Here is a 26,993-nt window from a genome sequence, read left to right on the forward strand (position 1 = left end):
GGGAGATTGTCGCCCCACTCAGTGTTAATTACTCTCCAACTTTAACTTGGCTCAAGAAGAATGAACCTGTTGGATGGTGTTTAAATCCTTGAACATTTTTACGTGTTGCAGTGACGTTTTCACCATCTTGAATGAAAATCCAAGGTGCTTCATCACGAATGATGACTTGTGCTTCTTTATAAAGTGCTTCACGAGCTGCTGGATCAATTGTTGTTTTACCATCATCTAATAATTGGTCAACCTTAGGATTACTATAGAATGCTCGGTTTCCAGCTTTACCAAATTGTGATGTGTGGAACAATGGATACAGACCGTAATCAGCATCGGTTGTGACAGTTGTCCATCCTAAGATATACATATCACCCTCGCCTTTTCCAGTTGCATCTAAGTATGCTCCCCATTCTAATTGGCTAATTTCAACCGTAATACCAAGTTTTGAAAGTTCTTCTTTGACAACTTCCGCAATCTTAATACGCTCAGCATTGTTATCACCAACTAAAAGTTTCAATGTAAATCCACCATCTGCATATCCAGCTTCAGCAAGTAATGCTTTTGCTTTATCTACATCATAGTTGTACGGTTCTAATTCTGAATTTGCACCAAATACAAGTGGGTTTAAAGGTCCTTGTGCGGCTTTACCAACACCTTGATATACCGTTTTAACGATTGCATCAACATCTATAGCATAGTTAATAGCTTGACGGACGCGAACGTCATTGACTGGTGTTTTACTTTGAGTGTTGAAACCAACATATCCTGTTGATAAGTTAAGATCACGGTAAAGTGCTAACTCTTTATTTTCTTCAACTTTTGCAATATCTGATGGTGCAACATCAAATGCAATATCAATTTCACCATTCTCTAAAGCGATGAGTCGAACAGAGTTCTCTTTGATAACTTTAAATGTAATGGTTTCTGCTAAGCCTTTTTCCCCCCAGTAATCGGCAAAGCGTTCCACATTAACTTCACTACCTGCTGTCCAGTTCGTGAATTTGTATGGTCCTGTACCCACAGGTTGTGTTCCATAATCTTGACCACCATCTGTAACTGCTTTTTCATTCATGATAGCTGTTGCTGGGTGGGCAAGGTGTGTCAGGAATGGTCCAAACGGTTCTTTCGTACCAATTTGGATCGTGTGGTCATCAATTACTTTTACTTTCGCAGGATCAACGGCACCGACAATGTGTCCAATTTGCTCAGATGCAGCTGCACGGTTCATGGTATATGCAACATCTTTCGCTGTAAATGCTTCCCCATTGTGGAATTTAACGTCTTTTCGAAGTTTAAACTCATAAGTTGTATCATCGATGACTGTCCATGACTCAGCAAGTCCTGGCTCTAACTCAAGTTTTTCATTTTGTTTAATCAGTGTTTCATAGATTTGACGCGCAATTCGTGTTGTTGCTTGGTCATTGGTATTCTGGATGTCAAATGTTACGGCATCAGCACTAGATGCGATGATCAGTGAATCCTTTGCCCCTTGGCTTGATCCACTTGAACATGCAGTTAAAAATAATGCGAATGCTGCGATCATAATGATCGATAATTTTTTGCGATATTTCATATTTGTTCTCCTTCTCTTCACTGGTTTTCTCGAGTTTATCACATAACGCAAGCTCATTGCAAACATTTTCATCACAAATTGTAAAGTTTTACATATTCACGATGTAAATATTTACATTCTAGAGTATGAATTAGTCTGTGAACAGTGGGGATTTCTTCACAATCAATAGTTTGTAAGCCAAACCAATTGTTAAGCAACTTTCACATTCAAAATCGTAATAAAAAAATCGGCCGAAGCCGATTAGCGTAATGTTTCAAGTAAATCATATCTATAATAATGGTCAGTGTTCTGAGTGAAGCGAACAGTGCTCACGTTTCTTATTTTCTTAAGGACTCTAAAATAAGATATTAACAGTTCGAAAAAACCATCGCTCTCAAAGTATGCTGCAGTACCACCGAAATCATGGATCAGCATGACAATCTCGTTCCCTTCGTTCACGATCTCCACATGAATGTAAAATGTGTAATCATTGCGGTACGTCCGCGACCCAAACTCAATTGCATCTGTAAATGTCGTATACGTTTTATCAAACACTTTTGAAACGTCTTGGTGTTGATCCATATACTTTGCGAAATATGCACCTGTAAAAGCAACTAAATCTTTATTCATACCTTACCCAATCTTACATGTTTTATGAAGTTCACGATGTGTAAACCAAATACCCAGTGCAAGAATTCCTAATGATATTATTTTATAAGGTAAATTCGCAAGTGGCAAGGCATAAACTGAAAATGCAACACCAAAGGATGCAAAGAAAGCAATCACGCAAGGAGTACAGCCATAGGTCAAGATGCCAAAAATTATCGACACAAAACTGAAATTTTGACTTTTACTCTCTTTACCGATGATGCTGAATTGCAAACTACTAATCATCATTAAGTAAGCAGATATACCTGCCATAACGATGTTTAGGATGATATTAGTTATGACAAGCCCAAGTGAATATAGCGACTGCATTTCACCATAGCTCGTATTTAAATTATCAATAATTACATTTACGAGTAAAAAGAAAGCAAAAAATCCAAAAAATTTGTATTTATTGTTGGTAATGTAGTTTCGTATCATAGGTCACCTCATTGACTTTAAATATACCACCCACGGTATTTCATGCAAGCAACATGCTCACTCAACTCGGGTAATAATTTCATCAACAACGATTGTTTTATGTCGAATTTCATTGAGAATACCAATACTCAATGCGAAAAGCGTAAGTAAGAGTAAAAGCATGATTACGTAATGTCTATACTGTTTCATAGTAACCTCGATGTGGCAGTGTAAGTACCACTTCATAATGCGCTTCTGTGTGATGGGATGTAAGTGATCCGTTATGAAGGTGCATAATTTTTTCTGTCAATGCTAAACCCATTCCAAAGTTTTCAGATTTTGATGCGAATGAACGCATCGGCGTGATTGAATTTGTAATATGTAACGTGTAGTGCGTTGGTGTATCTATTCCCCAAATATGTATCGGTATCGAACGGTCCATCGTTGCTTCAATCGCATTTGTCATCACATTGAGAATCGCGATATGGAATAGGCCTTCGTCAATATCAAGTGTAGACGGTTCAAGGTTAATCGAAAGTGCTTGATGGGTCGGTTCGGCAATACCGGTGATTAACTCAGATAGCCACTGTGTATCCTGTGTCACATATGAGAGTACTTCCGTACTTTGGCTATACAGTTTAAGAAGTGACACTGATAATGATTTTAGTCGATATGCTTCCTGGTAGATTGCTACGAGCGTTGCTTCTACTTCTGGGTCTTTATTTTGCGATAGTAAACGGTTGGTATTCCCCAATATACTGGTGAGTGGTGTTTTGATTTCATGAGACAGATAATTAATGAATTCTTGTTGTGAGGCATTCGTATCATGCAAACTTGAGAGTTGTTGATTCACACTCGCCATCATAATATTAAATTGATGAGCTACTGCCGCAACCCGGTCACTATCTATCGCATCGACACGTACCGTTGTCTCGAGGTTACCTGCGCGTACTTCGGCCATCGCTTGGGTTAGCGATTCTGTCGGTTTGACGACATAGCGCGCGAGGAGCCATGATATGAGAGCTGAGCCTATGGCTGCGAAAACCATAACACTGACAGCATTTAAAAAGAGGGTATCAATAATTTGAATCGTGCTGGTCAAGTCATATCGTAAACTAATTATTAATGGACTGAATGCTGTTTCGATAAACTCTTGCGTTACAAGCACTGTCTCGTCTGATGACGAGTAAGTTTTGACCCATACCGCATCATAGCGAACATTATTCATAATCTCTAAAGGTCCAAAGGCTTCGTAGTCCTTTGATTTGAGCAAAATCGCACCCGAAGTTGAACCTATGACATATTCACTTTGAAGCGTTTGACGCAGGTCGTTTTCCAGCGGTTCTCGAGATGCATCTTTTTCGATGTCAGAGATTCGTTGTGTCGTTATATATGCCAAAGATTTATGTTCCTCGAGAGCTCGTTCTTGTGCTTGTTGCATCAAACTTTGCGATGCGATTGTAAACCATGCCAGGCCAATACCACAAATGAACGTCACAAAAGTCGCCAGTAATATTGTGAATATTTTAAGATAAGGTTTCATACGCTTTTATCCAGTATATAGCCAAACTTAAAAATCGTTCGAATATTCCTTTCGAGTTGTAGTTTTTTACGCAGCCGTTGAATATGTAAATCGAGGGTTCGTGTTTCGGTATGTTCACCACCCCAAATCTGCTCTAACAGATAGTCGCGCGAGAGCGCAATTCCAGTATTCTCAATTAAAAATAGGAGCAAGCGGTATTCCATTGGCGTCAGTGATATTACCTCACCTGCGATTGTTACAGTGCTGGCCAACGTATCAATATTGAGATGATAATATTGCATTTGCTCTGCTTCTTTATGATAACGACGAAGGATTACTTTTACCCGTGCGAGTAATTCAGGAGTCTCAAATGGTTTCGTCAAGTAATCCTCAACGCCAAGGTCATAAGCTGCTATTTTATCTTGGATGGAATCCAATGCTGTCAACATTAAAACCGGAATATTATAGTCTTTAATCATAGGCATGAGATCGTAGCCAGTATGAATTGGAAGCATCACGTCAAGAATAATTAGGTTATACGCATTAAGCTCGATGGCATCGGCCCCCATCTGTCCGTCATATGCACTATCCGTTTCATAGCCTTGATCTGTTAACGTTTGAACAACCATTGTACGTATATGTGGGTCATCTTCAATTACAAGTATCTTCATAAGCGCTCCTTTTGTTTTAGTATAGCATGTGTCTTTTCTGGCTGGATACATTTTGGTTACAAGTCTTCGGTATCATCCTTGCATGAGGTGACAATTATGAAAAAATTAAGTTTTGTCTTAATGATTATTGCAGTCTTTTTCCAAATGAAAACAGATGTCTATGCATCCCAAAATTATTATTCGACGACCTATTTACTTGTTGAGCGAGAAAGTGGTGCTATCTTAGAACAGTTAAATGCAGACCAGCCTTTTCATCCCGCATCTATGACCAAAATTATGACAACGTATGTTGCATTAGAAATGATGGATGAATCACAACTACAAGATACATATACGATGACCCATGAAATCTTTAATGATTTAGTCCGGATGGATGCTTCTGTCGCAGGGTTTGATGCTGGAGAAACAGTTAGAATAATCGATATTTTGTATGGCATCATGCTTCCGTCAGGTGCCGATGCAACTCGAGCAATTGCTGATTACATTAGTGGCAGTGAGGCAGCGTTTGTACACTTGATGAATAAAAAAGCGCATGAATTGGGTCTCAAGGATACGCATTTCGAAAACACAAGTGGCTTAGATCATCCGAATCATCTAACAACTGCACATGATTTACGAATCATGCTTGAAGCTGCCCTGAAAAATTCAACATTTCAAAAAATATTTGCGGCATCTGAGTATCACTCTGCGCCAACCAATTACAAAGAATCAGGATATACTTGGGTCGATAAGAACCTTGAATTTGCGAATCGTGTTGACCCCCAAAATCCTTTGACGGGTGCAAAATCGGGATACACCGAATTGGCGGGTTCCGCGTTAGCTTCAACCGCATCAATTCAAGGAAAGTCATATATGGTCATTTCTGCCGGCGCTCCTTATGGTCCTTTTGATTTCTACAACGTACAGGATGCATTAAAATTCTATGCTCACGTTCCTGAAGCATCAACTTCCACTAGCAAAACCACGCCAACCAATGTTCGCTCAGAATCGATTGTCGTTAAAGCACCCGACAAACCCGCTTTATTTTCCTCAAATTTACTCTTCCTTATAGGCGCACTCACAACAGTAGTTGGATTTCTGATGTATCTAATCCGTAAAGTATTCAAAGATTCATAAAAAAAGGTATCCAAGGGGATACCTTTTCTCTATTTTACGGTAACTTTATGAACTGTATACGTTGTATCAGAGAACTCTAGAATGTAGTTATCATGTAAATACAGTTTATCGAAACTTTGTTTTGAAACATTGCCCGTTCTATCAATTAGGTGTGTTTTACCAGATTTCCCAACAATCATAAATGGTGTTTGGAATGACAGATTCGTTGAAAGTGTCACGTCTGGTTCCGCAATCTTGCGGTAGTTTTTAAATCGTGCGTCAATTTCTGGGAACCCATCAAAGCAAGTAAACTTACGGATCGGTGTTGAATCGCAGTTAAAGCGCATAATTTTATTTTCTACAATTTCATAACCATTTGGTAAATCAAATTCACTTGCGATAACTGTTTCACCTTGCGTATTGATGTATCCAAGCTTGCCATTTTCGATGACGCCAATAGCTTTATTATCAGCTTGGAAATCATGACGTGGAGTTGTCACAATGTCATATTTGAAATCTAGTTTAGAAATATCGACAGGTGTTCCTACCTGTAATAAAGCTATCGCAACTTTATCGCCGACAGTTATTGACTCAAAAGTAACCGCTTGGCCATCTTCATGATATGCTTGGCCTTCAGTTGCTACAATTTGATGAATTGGTATTAAGTTCGAGCGTCCATATTCTATAATGTAGTCAACATTAATTTCTGTTCGAATTACGCCTTCAACCAATGAGTCAACTGAATATTCGTATTGGTACAAAACACCATCTTCAACGGCGTATATTTGTGTACTTGCATAGTAATCACCACCATAAAGCGGTTCCTCAAGAACCTGTGGTGTTCCATCATCATTAAACATTACAGTGTACTGTGATTCTAAATCTTTAAGTATAAAGGTTGGGTAACGTTGACCATTATCATACTTGTAGTTGAACATATTTACTTTTGATGTTTCAACTACATTGGTTGCATTCCCTTGTTTATCAATTGCTTTTACCATACCATTATCTTCAATCACAGACCCGCCTGATGGATCAAAGAAGAATAACTGATTGTATGCGATAGGCTCGAACATTTTTTCGAACGCATACACAGGATCGGTATTATCAACTACCGGCGGCTCAACAATTGGTGGATCAATGATTGGTGGAACAACAGGTTTAGGCTTTCGCATCAGAGCCCAGACACCTATACCAACAATAAGAACACCAACAACGACAAGCGCGATACGCGTGTTACGTTTCTTTTGCTTGGCCTTTTCTTCATTCTGTGATAATTGTTTTTCGAAGTCATCCATAATTTAGTCCCCCTTTGCTAACTGTGGATTATTTCAACAACTATTTATCCTATCTTTATTTTATCACATGACAAGAAAATGTACACGCTTTCATTTTGTGAGTTCGGTGATTGTTCTCTTAAATATTGCGGGGAATGAATTCTGCCTCGATGCCTTCAGATTGTGTTTCACCACTCAACAATGCTTGTACCGCTGTCGCACCGACGGTATCAAGATTCAATTGAATTGTGGAAAAGTCCATGACTTGGCTTAACGTTAAATTATCTTCACCCACAATTATGTAATCTTTGCCGACATGATACCCTAACGATAATGCTCCTGTAATAATTCCTGCTGCATGATCATCACTGTGCGTGTAGATTGCATCCGGTACTTGTTGCGATCGAAACATCTCAAGTGCACACGCTTTCCCATCGTCGAAATGATGCGCATCACTGCGATAATAAACGATGTTTTCAGGTGTATAAAATTCATGAAAGGCTCGCATTAATTCTTTAAGTGACTGTGACTCACGAGCTACGGTAATCGCTATCCGATTCTTACCCTTAGCTTGAAATGTTTTAAACATTTCTCGATAGACTTCATAGCGTTTCGTAAACACGGAGGCAATTCCTTGTGGAAGGTCTCGCTCGCAAACAATCAGGCGATACCCTTCATCATTGAACGCTTGAAGCACCTCAATATCATTACTACGTGATGTGAGAATTATGCCATCAACACGCTTATCTTTTAGTTTATTAAGATGCTCTAGCTCAATGGTTGCATCAAAATAGGTTGGCATCAGTAAGATTTCATAACCATTGTTGATTGCCTCTTGAAGGACGCCTTTCACAAATGTATCGTAACAGTGGGTATTATCAGGAATAATCACACCGATAACTTTTGTTGAACCTGTACTAAGGTGAACAGCATGAATATTTTTTCGGTAATCCAAAATCTCTACCGATTTCATAATAATCGCATAGGTTTCTTTCGATACATATCCCGATTTATTGATTGCTCGAGAAACTGTTGCTGGGGAAACATTTGCATGTTTCGCAATATCATAAATGTTTGCCATTGTAATCCTCCATTAGTCTTAGTGTATCGTATTTTTGCATGTGGAAGGGATTCCACATTTTCAGTTTTAACTTGACATGAAACGCGTTCCATCCATTACAGTATGGATGAGAGGAGATGATTTTATGAAGTATATTGTTATTGAACCACTCGCACCCAACACAGATATGCACCGGTTTGAACGTGCTGTTGCTTGGCTAAAAGAAGATGGATATCATGTCGTAAACGACTTTGAAGTCGTTAACAAGCACGATGTTGCTTTCACAGTATCAAACGGTAATGTTTACACGCAAGATGCTGAGATTTCGTATCCACTTCGCTATTCAATCGCTTATGATCTTGAACGTCTAGCACTCATGATGAAACCTGGAATTTAGGTGTTCCACTCAATAATTCGATAGTTTCCATCAAAATACTCAATCGCAGCAATATCATCCAATGAAGTATAACCTTGCTCTTTTATGTACTCGTATACCCATGATGTATTTTTCCCAATGCGCTCCAGATTATCTTTATAGATGACTTTATCAACAACTAAAAGTATTGGGTATTTTGTTTCGCTTTCATGCGTGGTGATTACGAGCGAACCGTTTTGCTCTATTTGTCCAGAAGCGACATGTGCAATATCTTGGATTCCTTGGAGTCTAAGTTTGAGATACAAATCAGCGATTGGAAGGCGAGCTTTTTCTACTCCCTTTCGTGTAATTTTACCATTCTTAATGACATTGATAATATCACCGTCAATAAGTCGCTTTACAAGAATATTATGTTTTCGCAATAGATTTAAACTGATGGATAAAATTGCCCAAATTGTCATAACCACCACAAACTGAAGTGTCGTAATTGTAGGGTTATAAAGCACACCACCAATGATTCCCCCAAGAATGTAATTTTGAATTTGATCAAGCGGTCCCATTGGTGCAAGATTAGCTTTCCCCGACACTTTCATGACAAGAATGGCATACGCAATTCCAATTACTAACTTCAAAAAGACGTCGACATATTGTATATATGAATCCATAATTTCCCCCTAACATGTATTTATTTCATTATACCATGACGACGCCATCGCCTTTAGATTTAAAAAACACACTCGTTGAGTGTGTTTTTCAGTGCCCATATCATGGTTATCTCATAACCTTGGCACATGTGGATCCCTTTTTAATGTGCTCGATAGACATCGGCATGGTGCGCATAACCTGTGTTTTGCAAAGTCGATTTTATGCACAAACCCGTAGTGATACAAAATACGGTACGATAACTTCCTGTTGCAAATCAGAACCACGTGGGTTTGATCTTAATGGGGATGGAGAAAGTATCGTTATATCAAAACAGCTGATATTGTTTGTGTGGCTGCAAGTCTTTCAATGACGCCTTGCAATGAGGTGGCTAAAATCAGTGTTCGAACCAACGTTCTGAGTAAACTTTAAATCTCGAATAGTTTTTAAATGTGCCTGATCCAGTTTTTAGAAAACAACGTTGTTTTTACCTCGATAGTACTTGGGAGTCCACATTTTAAAAGGTAATCAGAGCATGAATCGCTGTACTGAAGCGGAATCATTTCTTTCGTTGTGACTTCTCTGAGATTGTCTTTGTGTCCTGTTGCAAATACAGCAACAAAATCTTATTCCAAATATTCGTACTCTGTCGTTTAGGAATAATATACTCACGTTTATCGGCACAAAATAAACGTTGCAGCTTCTCTTCAAATTGATTCAAAACAATCACCCCACACTTAATAGACGACTCACAGACTGAAATAGACTTAATAATGTCATATAAAAGAGGGATGTTCCTTCATCCCTCTCGATTTAATTATTGTTGATGACGTTTTCGTTTCATTAGAACGACTCCTGACAAGCCAATGCCCAGAGTTAGAATTGTTAATCCCACTTTGTTCATCATGTTATTCATACCTGTTTGTGGTAATTGTGTTTCCAGAGTTTCGGGCACTACAGGATGAGTTGGTTCTACTGGAATCGCTGGGTCTTCAGGGTCAATCGGTGTTACACTCTCATTATATTCCCACTTCGCATACAGCGTTGTATCTTTTGTAATTGGTGTTGTGAAATCCCATGGCGTTGTGAGGGCTTCATCTGCATACCAACCTGCAAATGTATATCCGGATTGTGTTGGATCAGTTGGTTTTAAGGCTACCGTATTTTCTAACACCGTCTGGCTCTCAATATCGCTACCGCCATTACTTTCGAATGATACCGTGTAATTTACGGCTACTTTGTCCCACTTCGCATACAGCGTTGTGTCATCAGTGATTGGTGTTGTGAAATCCCATGGCGTTGTGAGGGCTTCATCTGCATACCAACCTGCGAATGTATATCCGGATTGTGTTGGATCAGTTGGTTTTAAGGCTACCGTATTTTCTAACACCGTCTGGCTCTCAATATCGCTACCGCCATTACTTTCAAATGATACCGTGTAATTTACGGCTACTTTGTCCCACTTCGCATACAGCGTTGTGTCATCAGTGATTGGTGTTGTGAAATCCCATGGCGTTGTGAGGGCTTCATCTGCATACCAACCTGCGAATGCATATCCGGATTGTGTGGGTGCTTTGGGTTCGATAGCAACTGTTTGTTTTAGAATTAATTGATTTTCAACGGCACTACCGCCATTACTCTCAAATTTAACCGTTGCATAATTGGCAATTGGCACCCAGTTAGCATACAGCGTAGCGGGGGTTCTTTCTGGATAAGGTGTATCGGCGTCATCTGCGACAAAATAGGTTACATTGTGGGACACCACATCTGTGTCAAAATCCCATTTGGTCTGACTTTCAAATGTCGGACTAAAATACCAACCTTCTAGAACATAATCAGACTGTACCTCGTTACCGTTAGGTTTCTCAAGGAGTTCGCCATTACGTACCAATTGATGAAGTGATTGTGCTGTAAAGTCGCTGGTATCGACATTATAGCCATTCGGATTGCTCTCAAAGTCTACGTATAACGGTAGGTCCATGTGCATTGATACTTCAGAATTGATAAAACTAAAGGATTGTTGTCCATCCACATCCAACGTCATATACTCTTCATCCATTCCAAATCCCATAATTCGTGTCGGAAGAATGTTGTAAGGACCACTGGAGTAAGGTAATCCGTCTTCATCGTAGTATTGATCTTTCACGTCATCAAGAATCAAGGTTCCTTGTACCTTGGCTAGCTTATCAATTCCTTGACCATCATCTGCTTTGAGATCAAATGTATTTCCATCTGAATCAATCGCGATTAATGTATCAAACATATCGGCTTCATGAGTATAAACATTGGGGAAATAATCAACCGTCTCGTATTGATTTCCAGATAACACGACGCCTTTATACGGATTATCCATTTCAAAGTCTAATGCATATTTATTATCGGCCTCAATGTAGCGAATGGTATAAGAAACAAGGTACGGTGCTAACGGACCCCGTTGTTCCATCATTGTTACGCCGACTCCTTTATTAAAGAAGCCCTTTAACCACGAATAATCAAACATTCGCGGAAGATGACTCATACCATGCCCGAGGTGTAAATCGGTAATCGTTCCTTCCATTATGTTATCACTGATTGCATTCAGGTATGACACCAAATCCTGTTCTAGCGTTTCATCATACAAGAAGGATTGTGTTACAAAATGAGGTGCCATTGCATGGTCAGATAGTAGCTTGGGTTCATAACCAATTGTTAAGCTTACATTTTGTGAGGTCATTGCTTGCAGTGGTTCAAAATTGTAATTTGCTTGTGGTCCAACAAGCATCAATGAAAACTCAGAAAGATTTGAAAACAATTCAATTCCTTTTAAATCACGTCCAACAAAGACGCCTGTATAATCGTTAACTGTTTCAGTTGAATTCCAAATTTCGTTTTCATCGTAAAATGCAATGCGTTCGAGTGCAATAAACTCTTGCAGTGTGAAATCTGCTGCACCGTTACCACTCATTTGATTATCGCGTTCGATTTCATAAAGTGTTAGAAAGTCATCGCTTAACTGTGCTCGAATTTCATCATCGCTCAATTGTGTTGGTACTTTTATTTGATCTGGATTTGTCACATTATTGTAGGATTGCGAATCCGCGTGTGTTACTTGAACTGATAGTGGCATTAATAATAAGGCGCATGCCGTCATGGTAATTAATTTTTTCATGGTTGCCTCCTCGTCACTCACGTGCTCTCACACGTGAATGGCACAACATTAAGATGTTATGTGCTTAAACTTTACCATCTCAGATAATTCGTGTTAAATCGAAGAGTTAAATTTATGTCATTTATGTGATTTTATTACATATTGTTAACATATGACGACACAAAAAAAGAAGGATGCTTGCTTATCCTTCTTTCGTGAAGTCAAATAATTCATTGATAAAATCATATCCAATCCAGGTTGTAGTGTATTCTGTTTGTTTGGTATTTGTAGTCTGGTCGGTCCATTCCAATTTCAACACAGCTTCCCATTCACTGAGTGGATAACGTGTTATTTGTAAGTCATTCACTGGGACATCATCAATTTTTGCATCGGCAAATACAAGCAATGTGAGGGGTTCGGCTTCAAGAGCCTCTTTAATCAATGTTAGATCATGGATACGGTTTTGCAATAGTCCATTAAAATAGATGGGGGTTGGCTCTGTGATGCGTTTTCCATTTGCCATGGTGTTCGATGCAATCACTGTACCCGTCACAGTTATAAAGTAATCTCCTGTAGTCTTTACCTTTGTCCCATCCGTTTTATACTCTGTAACGACATAGTTACTTGAACCGTTTACGGAACTTTTAGGGAGTACATGTATGTAATATCCCTTATGTTTGTTGATTGTTTGAGCTGGTTCGTACATGTCATCAAAGGAAAATTGTTGAAGATTATCCGAATTGTATTCTCCTTTTCTAATTGCGACTTCGTAGTATTTATCCGTTTCTCCTGGAAATGCAAGTACAGGTGCCACCGTCTGTGTGTGCTGGGATGTGATTGCACTTCGGGGATACGTATCGGTTTTAGAAGCGAAGCGCAGTGAATCAATGACAGGTCTTGCTTCCAACAAGGTCATTCCAGAAAGTATTTTTGGACGACTCAAAGGACCCATTTGCTCAAAAATTATGGGTAAATATCGCGTTTCTGTTTCGATTATATATAATGTATCACGTTGATTAATGTCTTCTTTAACCACTACTTCACATTGAGGTACCGTTAAACCAAAACATAATTCTTCGATATAGGCGCTCGCCGATAGTTTCCACCCTGATAAATAGAGATAAGAGATTGAAAGGATAAGACCTACGAGCAAAATAATTATTATTTTACGAGTTCGGCGCATATGTTTTACTCTCTTTCTAAAACGGTCGAAATCGCAACGTCATCGTCACGGTTAACCGTTACTTTTATGGATTCAGGTGCTTCCGTCACGTTACGAACGATAATATAAAATTCAGTTTGCGAGTAAACTTTGAGTGTCAATGATTCTTTCGTATCGAGTGCCACAAACCCGCCTTCAGGGATTCCTGGCATAGTATGGATTCTGTGATTTCCTTGATCGAGTTGCTTCCCATCGAATGACATCGTCCAATCAAGGTATTGTATATTCGTACTAAAAACAGTCAACGGTGGTGTTTCTTTACGCACTGTAATGACTAACGTGTTGTCATCGAGGTGAGCGAAGTTAAGAAATACATAGTCCGTGTTCGCGATTGTCATTGACGCGTTGACCGGCTGGATAAAGTTTGGATGTTCGTTTTCCAACGCCTCTGTTAATGACGGTTTGGGTGCTCTAATAAGATCAACTGTGCGACTTAATGATGGGTAAATTGCTGTAAGAATATAAACAATTAATATTACAAACGCTATTTTCAAACCGAAATATAACCATGCAATGATGGGGTTGTGCACCGCATTCAATTGTTTGCCTATGGTTTCGGGATTCCCCATTTGATGGACTGCTTCTAGCTCGGCATCTTCTAAAGACATTCCTAGATCCGTAAAAGTTTCCGTCAATTCATCAAGGTGATTTTCAAACTCAGCACGGATTGCTTTTCGATCAAATGGATATTTAACCTGGGCAATAAGGGTTTGTAAGAAAACATGTCGGGGTGTCATGTCGACGTGATTGTTTGCGGTGCATTCACAACACGTTTGACGGAATTTGAGAATTGCTCCCAAATAGCGCGTTCTTCTTCAAGTTGTTTCTGTCCCGCAGTTGTAATGCGATAATATTTCCTTTTCTTTTCATTATCCCCTTTTGCCATGTAAGATTTTAAATATCCAGACGCTTCCATTCGGTGCAGAATTGGATATAGCGTCCCTTCCTTCATTTCGAATGTGTTCTCAGAACGTGCTTCCAGTTCCTTAATGATTTCATAGCCGTAACGATCTTGTTCTTGGATGAGTGCCAGTAACATAAATTCTGCACCCGTGCGTAACCATTCTCGATTTCGTTTCATCGTATCCCTCCTACCTATGTGTATCTATGTATATTATACCTAGATTCACAATGTATGTCAATTTTGACTCTTTCCATGTAAAAAAGACCACCCAATTGGTGGTCTTTCGCTTATTTTGAGGTAAATTTCTTCACAATTTGATTTTGTTCTCTGACATCCACGCCTACTGTGGAAAGATACGATACAAAGGAGCCATAACGATCATGAATTGCATGAAGGAACTGTTCTATTGCTTCTGGTTCTGATTTCATTAAATTCATGTATCGTTGATTTAACTCAGGATCCATGGTTTGAAAACGATCTCTAATGTTGATATAAGATTGCTGGTAGTCATTGATAATATCTCGCGTTTCAACGCCCATTAATCCCAGTAGGGTTGCTGCAATAATTCCCGTGCGATCTTTTCCAGCCGAACAGTGAAAGACGACTGGCCCATCACTTTCTGCAATTGTTTTAAAAACACTACGAACAAAGGCATGATCATCCATCATCATGACATACATATCGCCTAGTTTGTAACTTGGATCAGGATTTAAATCCAAGTTTGAAACACTGTGATTATGATATGCAATAGTAGCATGAACCGCAAAAGGATTCGGACTTTGTGCAAGCTCTTCTTGATGACGCAAATCGATGACAGTTTGAAGGCCACGCTTTTCAAGATACATAACTTCTTCCGGTCTTAAAAGACCCATATCATCAGATCTAAAGAGTGTATTCCATTTTGTTTGAGATCCATCTGCTAAAGGATAACCTCCCAAATCACGGAAGTTATGAACCTGTTTAAAGCGATAACGTTTTTGCATTAGTGTTTCTCCTCGATATTTTCGTATAAATCATGAATGAGTGCATCACTCAATTTGTCCGGACTGTCATCAAACACAATGCGTCCATGTTTTAATGCAATAATTCGGGTTGCATAGTGTTTCGCAACATCGACTTGGTGGAGGTTGGCGATTGTCGTAATTCCCTGAGCTTCATTAACGCGTTTTAATGTATCCATGACATCTTTCGATGCTTTCGGATCTAACGATGCAATGGGCTCATCCGCCAGCATCAAATCGGGATTTTGCGATAATGCACGGCATATTCCGACGCGTTGCATCTGTCCACCCGATAAGGCATCTGCACGGGCATACACTTTTTCACCCAAGCCAATATCTTCTAACAGTCGGATGGCATGACGTTTGTCTTTTTCGGAGTACAGTCCCATAAATCCTTTAAAGGTTGACATCTGACCTAAACGGCCATGAAGCACATTTTCTAGAACACTTGATCGGTGTACGAGATTGTAATTTTGAAAGATCATGCCAATGCGTGATCGAACATTTCGTAATTCCTGTTTCGAAGCCGTTAACACTTCGATATCTTTCACATTTAAAGTGCCAGATGTTGGTGTCACGAGTCGATTAATTGAGCGAAGCAAGGTGGATTTACCAGATCCAGAAGGACCAATAATCGCAATAAACTCCCCCTCATATATTGTAAGATTTACATCCCTAAGGGCTTGAGTCCCGTTCGGATAAACCATTGAAATATCATGCATTGATAAAACTGCTTCCATGCTAACGTTCCTTTCTAATCCACGACACCATGCGTCGGGTCGTATATTCAGTAATCCACATTCCCATAAAGATAATTAGAATACCCATACTTGCATTCTCGAAGTTATAGGTTCCTATCGACATATTTAAGGTATACCCAATGCCTGCAATTCCAACCATTCCAAGTGAAATGGTTTCTGATGTTGTTAGTTCGAATCGTAGTGCAACGGTCGCAATCAATTGCGGCATTAACTCTTGGGTAAGGCCACGAAACACCATTACAATCCATGGCGTTCCACTGGCACTCATGGCTTCAATAATGTCATAACCTGCTTCTTCAATACGCTGTGCTAGAATTCGTGCAAGGTATGAAATCGTTGGAAGAAAGAGGCCAAGAACACCCGCCTGGGATCCAAATCCGATACTTGCAGCGCCGACTAATCCCCAAATTGTTATCGGTACTGCTCTAATTAATGAAAAGAGTGTGAGTAAAACACGCGCCAACTTTGGAAACGGTGCAGTGTTGGATGCTGTCAGATAAGCAATGGGGAGTGCAAATAATAATGCCGTCAATAATGCGACAAATGCAATCGCAAGTGTATCGATAAAACTCGTAAAATACGGAAGCGCCATGGTCCAGTTTGGATTCAAAAGCCGACCGATAATCCCATACGTCTTATCAATGTTCGCAACAAACATAGAGAAGTCGAGTTTGACATACCACAAGGACACAATAACAAGGATTGTTGCTCCAACGATAAAGCGACGGTTTTGCCGTTGCGTTGGACCATGCTTCACGCGAATGCGTTTTCCTGTGGCCTGTTGTGATGTTGTTAAGGTTAAGTCTTCTGGTCTCATAAAATGGCCTTTCTAATTTTGTTTGAAATCATTTCAACCGTGATCATGAGTACAACAATCACAAGGATGAGTGCACTTGCATCATGGTACTTAAATAAATCCAATGATTTCTTGAGTTCGTACCCTAATCCACCTGCTCCAACCAATCCTAAAATGGAAGACGCTTTAATATTGATTTCAAAAAGAAACAAGACCCAACCATAAAAGGTTGGAAGAAACTCCGGAATCATAACATGATGAATCAATGCTAACTTGGATGCTCCATTGGAAGTCAATGCCTCTAATGTTCCTTTATCAATATCGTCGAGTGCATCTGCAAAGACACGACTAAGAAACGATACTGAGAAAAAGACAAGTGCAACAACTCCAGCCGTTATACCAATTCCCACAATGATGACAAATAATGATGCCCATACCATCATTGGAATATTTCGGACAAAGGCAAGAGCCCCACGAATCACAATTGCGACTTTCGGAAACGGTGTCGTCCGTTTCGCAATCAACAATGCAAATCCAAATGCTAGAAGTGCACCGATGACACTTGCAAGAATGGAAACAAAGATCGTATTAAGAATTGGCTCCACATAGAGTGGTAATGCGGTTAAGTTTGGTGGTAAAAACTCCACGATAATAAAGCGAATAAAACCAGGTATCGATGTCAGAAAGACCGCAAGATTAAAATCAATCGCTTGGCTTGCAAGTATGTAGAGCCCAACAAAGAGGCCCAATCCCAGTAATGGTTGCCATTTATCTTTAAGTGTGTGAATCATTGCGACATCGCTTCTTCAGTGAGTTTGAGTTCTTTCGACATAGTTTCGAGTCCATCATATAATGCATCGTTTGGTGCACCATACTTACCACCTTTCATGCCAAGATTTTTGAAATAATCCGGATTGGAATATGCCAGTAAGAAATCCTGAACTTGTTGTTTCACAGTAGCATCAAGATCTTCACGAACAACGACTGGTACTGCACTAATATCAACACCTAGCTCACTTCCTGCACCACCGATAACCCGCACGCTATCTTTATCAATCACGCCATTCTCTTCAAGAATTTGTGGCATCTGGCAATAGGTTGCGCCAACATCATACGTTCCTTGGGCTACACCAATAACTGTTTTATCATGTCCACCTGAAAATTGAATTTGTTTAAAATACGAAGATTCCAATGTTTCTAATGGAACACCAGATTCAACCAATAGCTTGTATTTAGGAATAAGATGACCTGTTGTGGATGCTGGATCACCAAAAGCAATCGTCTTTCCTTTAACATCATCTAAAGACTGAATATCCGAACCTTGAGATGTAATGAAGCATGCAACATATCCATTATCATTAGCCATGGATGGCATCTCCACATTTGCGACTAATGAAACGCCACCTTTATTTCGTGCGACCACGTATGAGAATGGTGTCAGTTGCACCATATCAACTTTGCCACTTGAAACAGCTTCAATCGCTGCAGAATAACTTGTTGTTTGATACGATTTAACTTCCATATTGATTGCTTTCGATAAATCTTCTTGAAAGGCTGTGTTCAACTCTTGAACTGCCATTGAGTCTTCAACTGGTAAGTATGCAATCGTAAATGAATCCTGAGCTTGAGAACTACAGCCAACAAGGGCAAAGAGTGCAAGACCACCCGCAATAATTTTTGAAATCTTCATATTTTCCTCCCGTTTATAATGGAAATAGTATAGTATTTGTTTATCAATAGGATACTACTGAGGTCATCATAACACTATGTCTTTGGATTCACCGTAATGATTCTGTTAAAAGAAAGTTAAGAGGAAAATACATGAATACTGAACAAAATACCTATCAAATTTTACGTCAAATGATCTTAAATGGTGATTTAAAAAGGGATCAATATCATTCGGAAGTCACCCTTTCTCAGCAGTTAAATATCAGCCGTACACCCGTACGTTATGCACTAAAACAGTTAGAACAAGATTGCTTAATAACTTATCATCGGAACAAAGGCATTCGTATCCGACAGGCAACACCTTCAGAGGTTAAGGACGCGACTCAAATGCTACTTCTATTTGTTTCAAATGCAATCGAACCGTTACTTCTTGGTAAAGGTACGGTTAACTTTTCATTACTTAATCAATTATGTACGCTTGGATATCAGTATCGCGATGCCAACGATATCGTCGCCTATGCTGAAACCATCCACGAAATTTATATTACATTGATGGAACCACTCAATAACCAAACCATTTTAAATGTCTCCCGTCGCGTCTCACTTCAAACAATGACATCTGCGGTCTACATTAACCCAACTTATCGGAACACCATTCACCCCAAACCACAAACAACAATTCAACAACTCGCTGAGTTTATTGCTGCCTTAAAAACAAAAGACACGAAACGTGCCCGGAAGTTATTTGATGCATATCAAGCATATGCGTTTGCGCAGATTGAAGAAACTGGATCCCTAATTTAACCAGTTTTCAACCTAATGTGGCAATCAGTAACCAAGACAGAGACTCTCGATTTTCCATGCTTTTGATATTATTGTAGATCACGGCTTCTTATAATTTTAGTTACTGAAGTCACACGTATTCTTATTTTTGGGGATAAAGAAATAAAATAAATGACACAAGTCCAATTTACCTTTTGGGACTTGTGTCATTTTTATCATAAGAATAATTTCTCTCAATCACGTCAATTACATAGTAATCAAATTCGTATGTCTCTGAGCCAATCCCATCTGAAACTGTAACTTGACCAGTCTTATGGGGTGCTTTTGGCATAAATTTAGCATCGTTTGCACCAATTAATGCATCAAAGGCTGCATCATTTCCTTCTACTGTATTGTAAAATGATGTCACAGCACCAACGCTTGTAAATCCTGGAACAATTTCTTTTCCTTCTTTATCCCAATCTAGTCTTTGAGCTCTTGAATGGTAATTAAAAGATTTAGTTTCAGTAGAAAAATTGTACTCGAAAGTTAATTCCAAGGAATCTGTTTCAGTTATGTTTTTGAATATTTTGTTATTAATTGTTACTGGATTATCATAATCTACATCATATTCGAAATAGATTCTATCATTCACTTGTAAATTAAAATGAGAAGCGTCTTTTTTTGTAAAAAGGAATATACTAATTCCAACTAGTACCAAGAGAACGGCAGAAGTTAAAACTACTAAAATTGTTGGCTTTGAAAATTTTTTTGTTTTCATCTAAAGTCTCCTTCGGAAATTTTGATTTAGTGGATAGGCGGCCTTCAATAAGCCAATTATACGAATTCTACATACTTAGTTCAAGATGAAGCCGGCAAATTTGACATGCAAAAATGAGTAACTTTACATGATCCTTTAAGACGCATAAGCGTCTTTTTTGAAATATGAAATAGTGGATTTTGACCAAAAGAGAAATACTCGGTCAGTGCATTTTATTAGAGTATTCTCAATCGTAGGATGTATAACCGTGATAAACTATGAATATTATTGTTTTCAATAGCGTTAATTAAAATGCAAGATTAATTAACATGGTATCTATAGGTTAAACAGTAAAACACAAACTATTGGTAGACAGTTAGAACTTCTTAAGAATTGCGAACGTATACTTAACGATATTGAATTTGTAGGCGGCCTCTTTTGAAAACGTATGACAGTATTGAATAGATATTCATTGCATGCACTCTATGTCCCAATAATTTCAGACGTCGATTAGGACACAATGAAGTGATCACCTGAATATCTTTACATCGCTTTTTAAACATAAGATGCGTATAATAGAGTTAAACGAAGAGGTGATAGCATGACAATTAATGATGTGGCGCGAGTAGCTGGGGTATCTAAAAGTACAGTTTCTCGTTATCTGAATGATGGATATGTCAGCGATGAAAACCGTAAAAAAATCCGTCGAGCAATCGAAGAAACAGGCTATCAAACTAATGTTTTTGCCCGTGGGTTAAAGACCAACCGAAGTAAATTGATTGCAATTATTTTGCCACGTTTGGATTCCTTTACATCCATTCAATCACTTAATGGCATGAATACTGTTTTATCACATTACGGTTACCAAATGGTTGTCGTCCCTAAAAATACGATTGAAGAAGATGAGATTACATATCTTCGCCGAATTACAACCCAAGGCTTTGATGGCATCATTGTAATGGCACATGCCATTACGGATGATCATGTCGCGATTGCGAAAGCATCTCAAACCCCCATTATCTTTACGGGACAGCATCACCCCCAGACCCGTTCCATTACTTTAGAAGATTTCGAGATTGGCAAAAAGGTTGCTGAATACGTCAATACATTGGATGTTCAAAATGTCTTATACCTCTCTGTATCTGAAAGCGATCATGCGGTAGGAGTATCTCGAAAACAAGGTTTCTTACAGCATTTAAACAAACCCGTTCGCACGCTTGTTACGGGATTCCAACAAACCGATGCCTTTGAAGTTATGCAACGTGAGTCTGCAACTGTAAAATTTGATATTATAGTTGGAGCAACAGATAATATTGCGATTGGTGCATTGCGTTATCTGCACGATCAACAAATCAATGTTCCTCAAACTGTAAAAGTTGTGGGAATTGGTAACTATGATTTAAGTCACTTTATCCATCCAACACTTACAACACTACATATTGATTATCAGACGTTAGGTCGTAATGCAGCGAATGCAATGTTAGCTCTGCTAGAAAAAGACTTCACCTACACGATTGAACAAGTTCATTTGGAACTCATCGAACGTAACTCCAGTAAATAAAAGGACCCTATTGGCTCTTAAAGATTAAAATTAAAACACCACTCATTTCGAAAGAGTGGTGTTTTTTTACTATTGATTTACTTTCACAAACATCCGAGTCAAGATAAATGCAGTTGCAAATGAACTTGCAATCACTAAAAGATAACCAATCATTGCTCCGAAAGATTGTGTATAAAGTAGAAGTCCTGGTATGAATGTAATACCCATCCCTGCAGGTGCTACCCCAAGGATATATGTTACGAACCCACCAACTGCTCCACCAACCATTCCCATTGCGAAAGCTTTGGGATTGGGCAAGGTGACACCAAAGAGTAACGGTTCAGTAATTCCAAACAACGTTGATGCGGATGCAGATATTGCATTCGATTGTTGTTTCTTATTCTTCATTAATGTTGCTACAGCAATCGCCGCCCCAAATTGTCCGGCCATTGATGCAGTACCCAATGGTTGTAGAATATTAACACCTGTTTCAGTAATCAGTTGAATTTCGATAACGCTAAGCGCATGATGCATTCCTGTAATAACAATCACTTGTTGAATTGCAGCATAGAAGATTTGACCGATCCCGAAAGGAATTTGTGTTAAGAATACAACCCCATGTGTAGCATACTGTTCGACACCATGTAATAGCGGACCTACGACGAAAAGTACGACTGTGATTGATACGAGAATGGAAACGAATGGTGTAATAATCAAATCCATCATTGCAGGTACATATTTACGAACATGACGCTCAACCCAAGCAACTAACCACCCAGCAAAAATGCCTGGTAACACGGAACCTTGGTATCCTACAATATTAATCGATAGTCCGAAAATCGAAACTACCATTGGTTCAGCACCACCAGTAGCAACTGCCCAAGCGTTTGGTAATTGCGGTGCAACCATCATTAATCCAACAACGATTCCAAGAATTGGATTTCCACCAAAACGTTTAGTTGCAGAGTAAGTAATCAATACCGGTAAGAATGCAAAGGCAATATCTGTCAACATTCCAAACAAGGTTGCGAATTCGACAGACATTTCGACACCCATGTTAGTAAGCATACCTCGAATTCCCATTAATAACCCAGTAGTAACTAAGGCAGGAATTAAGGGAATGAGAACATCAGCGAAGATTCGCATTAGTTTTTGCATAGGTTTCATATTTGCATAAGCGTCTTCTTTAAAGTTAGAATCCGAAGGGCTTTTACCCATGAGCGTTTGAAATTCTTCATAGACATAGTTGACTTTTCCGGTTCCAATTATAAATTGATGTTGTCCCGACTGGAAAAAGTACCCACCAATGTCTTCTTTTAATGCGTCAACTTTCGCACCGTCAATCGCTGTGTCATCTTTTACAATGATACGAAGACGTGTTGCACAGTGCTCAAAATTTTGAATATTATCTTTGCCGCCCACTGATTCAAGGATGCGTGCTGCAATATCTTGATAGTTCATATCGTTCCTCCTACAATGTGGTATCGTTACCACGTTTACACCCACAGATTAACACCGTTTTTAGGATAAAGCAAGCCCTTTCAACAATTTTTTCACCGCCATTGCACTCTCCATCTAGATATGGTAGGCTAAATATGCGGTATCGTTCCCATTAAAACGATACATTGTCATGTGAGGTACATCCATTGAAAAATACAAAACATACTCTTAATCATAGCACCAACAATCATTGGCGCACACAATTTCATATTCAACCCCCAACTGGACTTCTTAACGATCCCAACGGACTAATTTACCATGAAGGCGTTTATCATGTCTTTTATCAATGGCATCCTGACGGTCCAACACATGGTTTAAAGTCATGGAATCATGTTACATCAACCGATCTCGTTCATTGGACTCCAGATAAACGAATTCTTCGACCAGACTCCATTTATGATAGTCACGGCGCCTATTCAGGATCTGCACTCGTCGTCGATGGTACGCTGCAACTTTTTTACACCGGAAACACACGGACTTCTAACGATATTCGTGTTCCCTACCAACTCAACGCACGCTTAGCAACAGATGGCATTGTGGACAAAACAGTTATTATTGACCATATTCCATCAGGATACACCGACCATTTTCGTGATCCTAAGGTTTTCACAACAGCATACGGATACGCGATGATTCTTGGAGCACAACGCCAAGATATGACTGGAACTGCTTTGTTATATACGTCAACTGATCTCAAGGCGTGGCACTTTGCTAAAGAACTGACGACGTCATTAGAATCTTTTGGTTACATGTGGGAATGTCCTGACTACTTCGAGTTAGAGCAAAAAGGAATTTTGCTTTTTTGTCCTCAAGGCGCCATGAATTCACCACGATCGAATACTAACATCTATCCCAATGCTTACATTGTTGGAAATTATGATACGGATCATTTTGATATGGGCAATCATACCCATCCTCATTTACTCGATTATGGATTCGACTTTTATGCCGCACAGACCTTTATTGACCAAAAGGGGCAGCGGGTGCTAATGGCATGGATGGGAGCCGCTGAAGGAGGATATCCAAGCGATAAGTATGGCTGGGCTCATGTTCTAACACTACCTCGCGTACTCACGCTGGTCGACAACCATCTCTATCAACAACCCCACCCTAATCTCGTCGCTCTTCGTACAGATGCCGTTCCCATTAATTCCTCGTTATGCTCCTACGAGCTGATTCTTGACACGATTCAGGGTGCTTTGGACATAGATCTCTATCGTTATCAAGATGAGTGTGTTAATCTTCGTTATGATACTGCAACACAGACGTTGATTCTCGATCGTAGTGCACTTAAAAACACATATGCTACAGAGCGTGGCGAAACCCGAACACTTTGCCTCGATGAACCCCTTAAAGATCTTCATGTTTTCCGTGACACATCAACCTTGGAAATTTTTATTAACCAAGGACGATACACGATGTCTCTACGATTTTTCCCGCAACATATTGAAGGTCATGTTAAAATTAAGACACTTAACGATTCAGCAATAAAAACACTTTACACTTTGGAGGATGTTAATCATGATCTATAGTTTAGGCGAAATGCTCATTGATTTTATGCAAGAAGGTTCCCATTATGTACCATATCCAGGAGGCGCTCCGGCAAATGTTGCAGCCCATGCCCGTCGACGAGGGGCCGATGCCGTCTTTGTTGGCAAGATTAGTACGGATACCTTGGGTGACCTCTTACACACAACACTCAAAGAACACAATATTTTACTACCATTACCCCGCAGTCACAAGAATACGGCCTTAGCTTTGGTTTCGCATCAAAATGGGGATCGCAGTTTCCAATTCTATCGTAACGATACGGCAGATTTATCTTTAAGCGTTAAAGATATTGACACTATTGTCTTCAAACCCGCCGATATTTTACACTTTTGTTCGTTGGGACTTGTGGCAGAGAGCACAACACGAGCTGCCCATCATTACGCAATACAACAATGTCAAAACGCAGGTGGTATTGTAAGCTTTGACGTGAACCTTCGCGAGCGGTTGTGGCCATCATTAAACGCTGCTTATGATGCCGTCATGGCACTCGTTCCACATGCAGATATCATCAAAGTGAATGAGACTGAATTAGCTTGGCTAACGGAAACTCAAGACGTTACTATCGGGATGGCACGCCTACAAACTAACAAGCAACTAATTATTTGCACTCTTGGAGCTGAAGGGTCAGAGATTCTTAAACCTAATGGTGAACGCATCACGTATAAACCAGAAATTGCACAACAAGTCGATACAACGGGAGCCGGTGATAGTTATATTGCGATGATTTTAGCATCGCTATCGCTCTCAAACGTTTCATTTGATACGTGGTTAGAAACTCATCTAGAAGATGCGATTGCACACGCAAGTGCTGTTAGTGCACAGGTTGTCCAAAAACAAGGAGCAATTCCAGATATCAATTATTAATGTTAATCATGCCCTCTTGGAGGGCTTTTTTTGTATAATTAAGGCAGTGAGGTATCAATCATGTTGAAATTAATGGATATTTACAAAGCATTACATAGCGCCTATGGTCCTCAAAACTGGTGGCCTGCCAAAAGTCGTGAAGAAATGATGCTTGGAGCAATACTCGTACAGAACACTTCGTGGACTAACGTTGAGAAAGCACTGTCTAACTTTAACAATGATTTTTCCTTTACTTCGATTGATGCTATGTCACTAGAAACACTGCAAACGTTTATTCGTCCAGCGGGTTTCTACCGTGCCAAATCAATAGCCATTAAAAATCTCGTCGACTATTTTCAGCACATTAACTTTGATTTTGATGACGCCCATCTCGAAGTACTACGCAAAGACTTGCTTGCATTAAAAGGAATCGGATTCGAAACTGCAGATGCCATCCTTCTTTATGCATTTAATCAACCGTTCTTTGTAGTGGACACTTATCTGAAACGCCTGTTCAAGCACGTTCATCTTCCCCAGTTTTCCACATATCACCAATACCAAGACTACGTTATGGCGCATCTTCCCCATGATGTCGTTTTGTATCAAGAATTTCATGCTTTAATCGTTGCTTACGGCAAACGCAAAGTTAGTGACCCTGATCCTCTTGAACATTTTGCAAAGCCAATCTTTCAATACAATACCGATCACATCGACCATTTATGCACAATCGATCAACGATTTGCTCTAGTTTTTAACCAATATGGTTTTGTGTCACGCCCTACAATCAACGACCCTTTTGATGCTATCGTATCAACGATTATTGGACAACTAATTTCTGTGAAAGCTGCTGATAGTATCTACGCGCGTTATCTTGATGCGTATCCTAGCTATCAAGCTGTTGCAAGGGATAGTATTGAAAATCTGAAGCAGATTGGTCTTACAAACAACAAAGCTAAAGCAATTCACGCTATCGCTACAAAAATAAAATTAAAAGAACTTAACTTGGCGTTCTTAGATACACTCGATGATGCCGACCTAATCAGTGCTTTGGTTGCCTTGCCTGGTATTGGCGATTGGAGTGCACGCATGATTGCATTACACGGATATGGTCGAATGGATATGACCAGTTACGCTGATGTTGCCCTTCGAAGAGGTCTTGTCACATGGTACCAATTAGATTCCATTGATGAATCACAGTATAACCAACTTCTTTCTCCCTATGCTCCCTACCGCAGTATTATTTCAATTTACCTGTGGAAAATTTCCAAGGAAATATCACATAAAAAGCAAACACCTTAAACAGTGTT

Annotated in this window: 27 protein-coding genes; 7 read left to right on the forward strand and 20 right to left on the reverse strand. The window is 39.4% G+C overall.

What is annotated here, in order from left to right; translation table 11 throughout:
• Positions 1-28: 28 nt before the first annotated feature.
• The 6 genes from G7061_RS09860 to G7061_RS09880 all read right to left on the reverse strand — a co-directional run bounded on the left by G7061_RS09860 (position 29) and on the right by G7061_RS09880 (position 4,801).
• On the reverse strand, positions 29-1,564 hold the full coding sequence (locus G7061_RS09860; protein ID WP_159644903.1) for a glutathione ABC transporter substrate-binding protein: 1,536 nt from the start codon (positions 1,562-1,564) through the stop codon (positions 29-31).
• 240 nt (positions 1,565-1,804) lie between these two features.
• Entirely contained in the window at positions 1,805-2,173 is a 369-nt protein-coding gene (locus G7061_RS09865) for a hypothetical protein (protein ID WP_166120993.1), read from the reverse strand.
• A gap of 3 nt (positions 2,174-2,176) precedes the next feature.
• Positions 2,177-2,629, reverse strand: a complete 453-nt coding sequence (locus G7061_RS09870; protein ID WP_166082386.1) for a hypothetical protein — start codon at positions 2,627-2,629, stop codon at positions 2,177-2,179.
• Between the two features lie 57 nt (positions 2,630-2,686).
• Entirely contained in the window at positions 2,687-2,818 is a 132-nt protein-coding gene (locus tag G7061_RS10945) for a hypothetical protein (RefSeq protein WP_255466684.1), read from the reverse strand.
• The gene (locus G7061_RS09875) at positions 2,805-4,151 is read right to left on the reverse strand and encodes a HAMP domain-containing sensor histidine kinase (protein WP_166120995.1); all 1,347 of its coding nucleotides are present in this window, start codon (positions 4,149-4,151) and stop codon (positions 2,805-2,807) included. The genes G7061_RS10945 and G7061_RS09875 overlap by 14 nt, the downstream gene beginning before the upstream one ends.
• Positions 4,148-4,801, reverse strand: a complete 654-nt coding sequence (locus G7061_RS09880; RefSeq protein ID WP_166120998.1) for a response regulator transcription factor — start codon at positions 4,799-4,801, stop codon at positions 4,148-4,150. The genes G7061_RS09875 and G7061_RS09880 overlap by 4 nt, the downstream gene beginning before the upstream one ends.
• A 96-nt stretch (positions 4,802-4,897) precedes the next feature.
• On the opposite strand from G7061_RS09880, the gene G7061_RS09885 reads away from it, so the two are divergent.
• Positions 4,898-5,917, forward strand: coding sequence for a D-alanyl-D-alanine carboxypeptidase family protein (locus tag G7061_RS09885; protein ID WP_166121001.1), 1,020 nt, complete (start codon positions 4,898-4,900; stop codon positions 5,915-5,917).
• Positions 5,918-5,946: 29 nt separating this feature from the next.
• On the opposite strand, the gene G7061_RS09890 is transcribed toward G7061_RS09885, so the two are convergent.
• Together G7061_RS09890 and G7061_RS09895 are read right to left on the reverse strand one after the other, a co-directional pair.
• Positions 5,947-7,194, reverse strand: a complete 1,248-nt coding sequence (locus G7061_RS09890; protein ID WP_166121005.1) for a hypothetical protein — start codon at positions 7,192-7,194, stop codon at positions 5,947-5,949.
• Positions 7,195-7,312: 118 nt separating this feature from the next.
• Positions 7,313-8,254: a LacI family DNA-binding transcriptional regulator gene (locus G7061_RS09895; protein WP_159639361.1), complete on the reverse strand. Its 942-nt coding sequence runs from the start codon at positions 8,252-8,254 to the stop codon at positions 7,313-7,315.
• Between the two features lie 124 nt (positions 8,255-8,378).
• Here G7061_RS09895 and G7061_RS09900 point away from each other — a divergent pair, with 124 nt between their 5' ends.
• Positions 8,379-8,630 carry a hypothetical protein gene (locus G7061_RS09900; RefSeq protein WP_159634124.1) on the forward strand — a complete coding sequence of 84 codons (252 nt, stop codon included), beginning with the start codon at positions 8,379-8,381 and terminating at the stop codon, positions 8,628-8,630.
• Here the strand turns inward: G7061_RS09900 and G7061_RS09905 are convergent.
• The 10 genes from G7061_RS09905 to G7061_RS09950 form a co-directional block, all read right to left on the reverse strand.
• Entirely contained in the window at positions 8,627-9,274 is a 648-nt protein-coding gene (locus tag G7061_RS09905) for a DUF421 domain-containing protein (RefSeq protein WP_159639363.1), read from the reverse strand. The genes G7061_RS09900 and G7061_RS09905 overlap by 4 nt on opposite strands.
• A gap of 794 nt (positions 9,275-10,068) precedes the next feature.
• Positions 10,069-12,399: an InlB B-repeat-containing protein gene (locus tag G7061_RS09910; protein WP_166121010.1), complete on the reverse strand. Its 2,331-nt coding sequence runs from the start codon at positions 12,397-12,399 to the stop codon at positions 10,069-10,071.
• A gap of 181 nt (positions 12,400-12,580) precedes the next feature.
• Complete coding sequence (locus tag G7061_RS09915) at positions 12,581-13,561, reverse strand: hypothetical protein (RefSeq protein WP_166121013.1); 981 nt, start codon at positions 13,559-13,561, stop codon at positions 12,581-12,583.
• A 5-nt stretch (positions 13,562-13,566) separates the two neighbouring features.
• Positions 13,567-14,337 (reverse strand): permease prefix domain 1-containing protein, encoded by a 771-nt coding sequence (locus tag G7061_RS09920; protein WP_166121016.1) that lies wholly within the window; start codon positions 14,335-14,337, stop codon positions 13,567-13,569.
• Complete coding sequence (locus G7061_RS09925; protein WP_159639367.1) at positions 14,334-14,681, reverse strand: PadR family transcriptional regulator; 348 nt, start codon at positions 14,679-14,681, stop codon at positions 14,334-14,336. The genes G7061_RS09920 and G7061_RS09925 overlap by 4 nt, the downstream gene beginning before the upstream one ends.
• 110 nt (positions 14,682-14,791) lie before the next feature.
• A complete protein-coding gene (locus G7061_RS09930) occupies positions 14,792-15,487 on the reverse strand; it encodes a tyrosine-protein phosphatase (protein ID WP_159639368.1) in 696 nt (231 codons plus the stop codon).
• Positions 15,487-16,245, reverse strand: coding sequence for a phosphonate ABC transporter ATP-binding protein (phnC, locus tag G7061_RS09935; protein ID WP_159639369.1), 759 nt, complete (start codon positions 16,243-16,245; stop codon positions 15,487-15,489). Before phnC ends, G7061_RS09930 begins: the two co-directional genes overlap by 1 nt.
• Before the next feature lies 1 nt (position 16,246).
• A complete protein-coding gene (locus G7061_RS09940) occupies positions 16,247-17,083 on the reverse strand; it encodes an ABC transporter permease (RefSeq protein WP_159634145.1) in 837 nt (278 codons plus the stop codon).
• Positions 17,080-17,853 (reverse strand): phosphonate ABC transporter, permease protein PhnE, encoded by a 774-nt coding sequence (gene phnE / locus G7061_RS09945; RefSeq protein WP_159639371.1) that lies wholly within the window; start codon positions 17,851-17,853, stop codon positions 17,080-17,082. The genes G7061_RS09940 and phnE overlap by 4 nt, the downstream gene beginning before the upstream one ends.
• The gene (locus G7061_RS09950) at positions 17,850-18,752 is read right to left on the reverse strand and encodes a phosphate/phosphite/phosphonate ABC transporter substrate-binding protein (protein WP_159644930.1); all 903 of its coding nucleotides are present in this window, start codon (positions 18,750-18,752) and stop codon (positions 17,850-17,852) included. The genes phnE and G7061_RS09950 overlap by 4 nt, the downstream gene beginning before the upstream one ends.
• Positions 18,753-18,883: 131 nt before the next feature.
• Between G7061_RS09950 and G7061_RS09955 the strand changes: the two genes are divergently transcribed.
• The gene (locus tag G7061_RS09955) at positions 18,884-19,534 is read left to right on the forward strand and encodes a GntR family transcriptional regulator (RefSeq protein ID WP_159639373.1); all 651 of its coding nucleotides are present in this window, start codon (positions 18,884-18,886) and stop codon (positions 19,532-19,534) included.
• A 166-nt stretch (positions 19,535-19,700) separates the two neighbouring features.
• Here the strand turns inward: G7061_RS09955 and G7061_RS09960 are convergent, their stop codons facing one another.
• Positions 19,701-20,273: a hypothetical protein gene (locus tag G7061_RS09960; protein WP_166121021.1), complete on the reverse strand. Its 573-nt coding sequence runs from the start codon at positions 20,271-20,273 to the stop codon at positions 19,701-19,703.
• A 580-nt stretch (positions 20,274-20,853) separates the two neighbouring features.
• Between G7061_RS09960 and G7061_RS09965 the strand changes: the two genes are divergently transcribed.
• Positions 20,854-21,813 (forward strand): LacI family DNA-binding transcriptional regulator, encoded by a 960-nt coding sequence (locus G7061_RS09965; protein ID WP_159639375.1) that lies wholly within the window; start codon positions 20,854-20,856, stop codon positions 21,811-21,813.
• 69 nt (positions 21,814-21,882) lie between these two features.
• On the opposite strand, the gene G7061_RS09970 is transcribed toward G7061_RS09965, so the two are convergent.
• On the reverse strand, positions 21,883-23,253 hold the full coding sequence (locus G7061_RS09970; RefSeq protein WP_159639376.1) for a PTS transporter subunit EIIC: 1,371 nt from the start codon (positions 23,251-23,253) through the stop codon (positions 21,883-21,885).
• Positions 23,254-23,438: 185 nt separating this feature from the next.
• Here G7061_RS09970 and G7061_RS09975 point away from each other — a divergent pair, with 185 nt between their 5' ends.
• From G7061_RS09975 to G7061_RS09985, 3 genes are read left to right on the forward strand one after another with little or no spacing between them, the layout of a single operon-like run.
• Positions 23,439-24,824: a sucrose-6-phosphate hydrolase gene (locus tag G7061_RS09975; RefSeq protein ID WP_166121025.1), complete on the forward strand. Its 1,386-nt coding sequence runs from the start codon at positions 23,439-23,441 to the stop codon at positions 24,822-24,824.
• Entirely contained in the window at positions 24,814-25,707 is an 894-nt protein-coding gene (locus G7061_RS09980; RefSeq protein WP_166121029.1) for a carbohydrate kinase, read from the forward strand. The genes G7061_RS09975 and G7061_RS09980 overlap by 11 nt, the downstream gene beginning before the upstream one ends.
• Before the next feature lie 60 nt (positions 25,708-25,767).
• Complete coding sequence (locus G7061_RS09985) at positions 25,768-26,985, forward strand: hypothetical protein (RefSeq protein ID WP_166121032.1); 1,218 nt, start codon at positions 25,768-25,770, stop codon at positions 26,983-26,985.
• Positions 26,986-26,993: the final 8 nt, after the last annotated feature.

This window comes from Erysipelothrix sp. HDW6B, from assembly GCF_011301115.1.
Lineage (GTDB): Bacteria > Bacillota_I > Bacilli_A > Erysipelotrichales > Erysipelotrichaceae > Erysipelothrix > Erysipelothrix anatis.

Bases quoted from the DNA above. Each gene is read 5' to 3' on its own strand.
- G7061_RS09860 (WP_159644903.1), bottom strand. From the start codon at position 1,564: ATGAAATATCGCAAAAAATTATCGATCATTATGATCGCAGCATTCGCA.
- G7061_RS09865 (WP_166120993.1), bottom strand. From the start codon at position 2,173: ATGAATAAAGATTTAGTTGCTTTTACAGGTGCATATTTCGCAAAGTAT.
- G7061_RS09870 (WP_166082386.1), bottom strand. From the start codon at position 2,629: ATGATACGAAACTACATTACCAACAATAAATACAAATTTTTTGGATTT.
- G7061_RS10945 (WP_255466684.1), bottom strand. From the start codon at position 2,818: ATGAAACAGTATAGACATTACGTAATCATGCTTTTACTCTTACTTACG.
- G7061_RS09875 (WP_166120995.1), bottom strand. From the start codon at position 4,151: ATGAAACCTTATCTTAAAATATTCACAATATTACTGGCGACTTTTGTG.
- G7061_RS09880 (WP_166120998.1), bottom strand. From the start codon at position 4,801: ATGAAGATACTTGTAATTGAAGATGACCCACATATACGTACAATGGTT.
- G7061_RS09885 (WP_166121001.1), top strand. From the start codon at position 4,898: ATGAAAAAATTAAGTTTTGTCTTAATGATTATTGCAGTCTTTTTCCAA.
- G7061_RS09890 (WP_166121005.1), bottom strand. From the start codon at position 7,194: ATGGATGACTTCGAAAAACAATTATCACAGAATGAAGAAAAGGCCAAG.
- G7061_RS09895 (WP_159639361.1), bottom strand. From the start codon at position 8,254: ATGGCAAACATTTATGATATTGCGAAACATGCAAATGTTTCCCCAGCA.
- G7061_RS09900 (WP_159634124.1), top strand. From the start codon at position 8,379: ATGAAGTATATTGTTATTGAACCACTCGCACCCAACACAGATATGCAC.
- G7061_RS09905 (WP_159639363.1), bottom strand. From the start codon at position 9,274: ATGGATTCATATATACAATATGTCGACGTCTTTTTGAAGTTAGTAATT.
- G7061_RS09910 (WP_166121010.1), bottom strand. From the start codon at position 12,399: ATGAAAAAATTAATTACCATGACGGCATGCGCCTTATTATTAATGCCA.
- G7061_RS09915 (WP_166121013.1), bottom strand. From the start codon at position 13,561: ATGCGCCGAACTCGTAAAATAATAATTATTTTGCTCGTAGGTCTTATC.
- G7061_RS09920 (WP_166121016.1), bottom strand. From the start codon at position 14,337: ATGACACCCCGACATGTTTTCTTACAAACCCTTATTGCCCAGGTTAAA.
- G7061_RS09925 (WP_159639367.1), bottom strand. From the start codon at position 14,681: ATGAAACGAAATCGAGAATGGTTACGCACGGGTGCAGAATTTATGTTA.
- G7061_RS09930 (WP_159639368.1), bottom strand. From the start codon at position 15,487: ATGCAAAAACGTTATCGCTTTAAACAGGTTCATAACTTCCGTGATTTG.
- phnC (WP_159639369.1), bottom strand. From the start codon at position 16,245: ATGGAAGCAGTTTTATCAATGCATGATATTTCAATGGTTTATCCGAAC.
- G7061_RS09940 (WP_159634145.1), bottom strand. From the start codon at position 17,083: ATGAGACCAGAAGACTTAACCTTAACAACATCACAACAGGCCACAGGA.
- phnE (WP_159639371.1), bottom strand. From the start codon at position 17,853: ATGATTCACACACTTAAAGATAAATGGCAACCATTACTGGGATTGGGC.
- G7061_RS09950 (WP_159644930.1), bottom strand. From the start codon at position 18,752: ATGAAGATTTCAAAAATTATTGCGGGTGGTCTTGCACTCTTTGCCCTT.
- G7061_RS09955 (WP_159639373.1), top strand. From the start codon at position 18,884: ATGAATACTGAACAAAATACCTATCAAATTTTACGTCAAATGATCTTA.
- G7061_RS09960 (WP_166121021.1), bottom strand. From the start codon at position 20,273: ATGAAAACAAAAAAATTTTCAAAGCCAACAATTTTAGTAGTTTTAACT.
- G7061_RS09965 (WP_159639375.1), top strand. From the start codon at position 20,854: ATGACAATTAATGATGTGGCGCGAGTAGCTGGGGTATCTAAAAGTACA.
- G7061_RS09970 (WP_159639376.1), bottom strand. From the start codon at position 23,253: ATGAACTATCAAGATATTGCAGCACGCATCCTTGAATCAGTGGGCGGC.
- G7061_RS09980 (WP_166121029.1), top strand. From the start codon at position 24,814: ATGATCTATAGTTTAGGCGAAATGCTCATTGATTTTATGCAAGAAGGT.
- G7061_RS09985 (WP_166121032.1), top strand. From the start codon at position 25,768: ATGTTGAAATTAATGGATATTTACAAAGCATTACATAGCGCCTATGGT.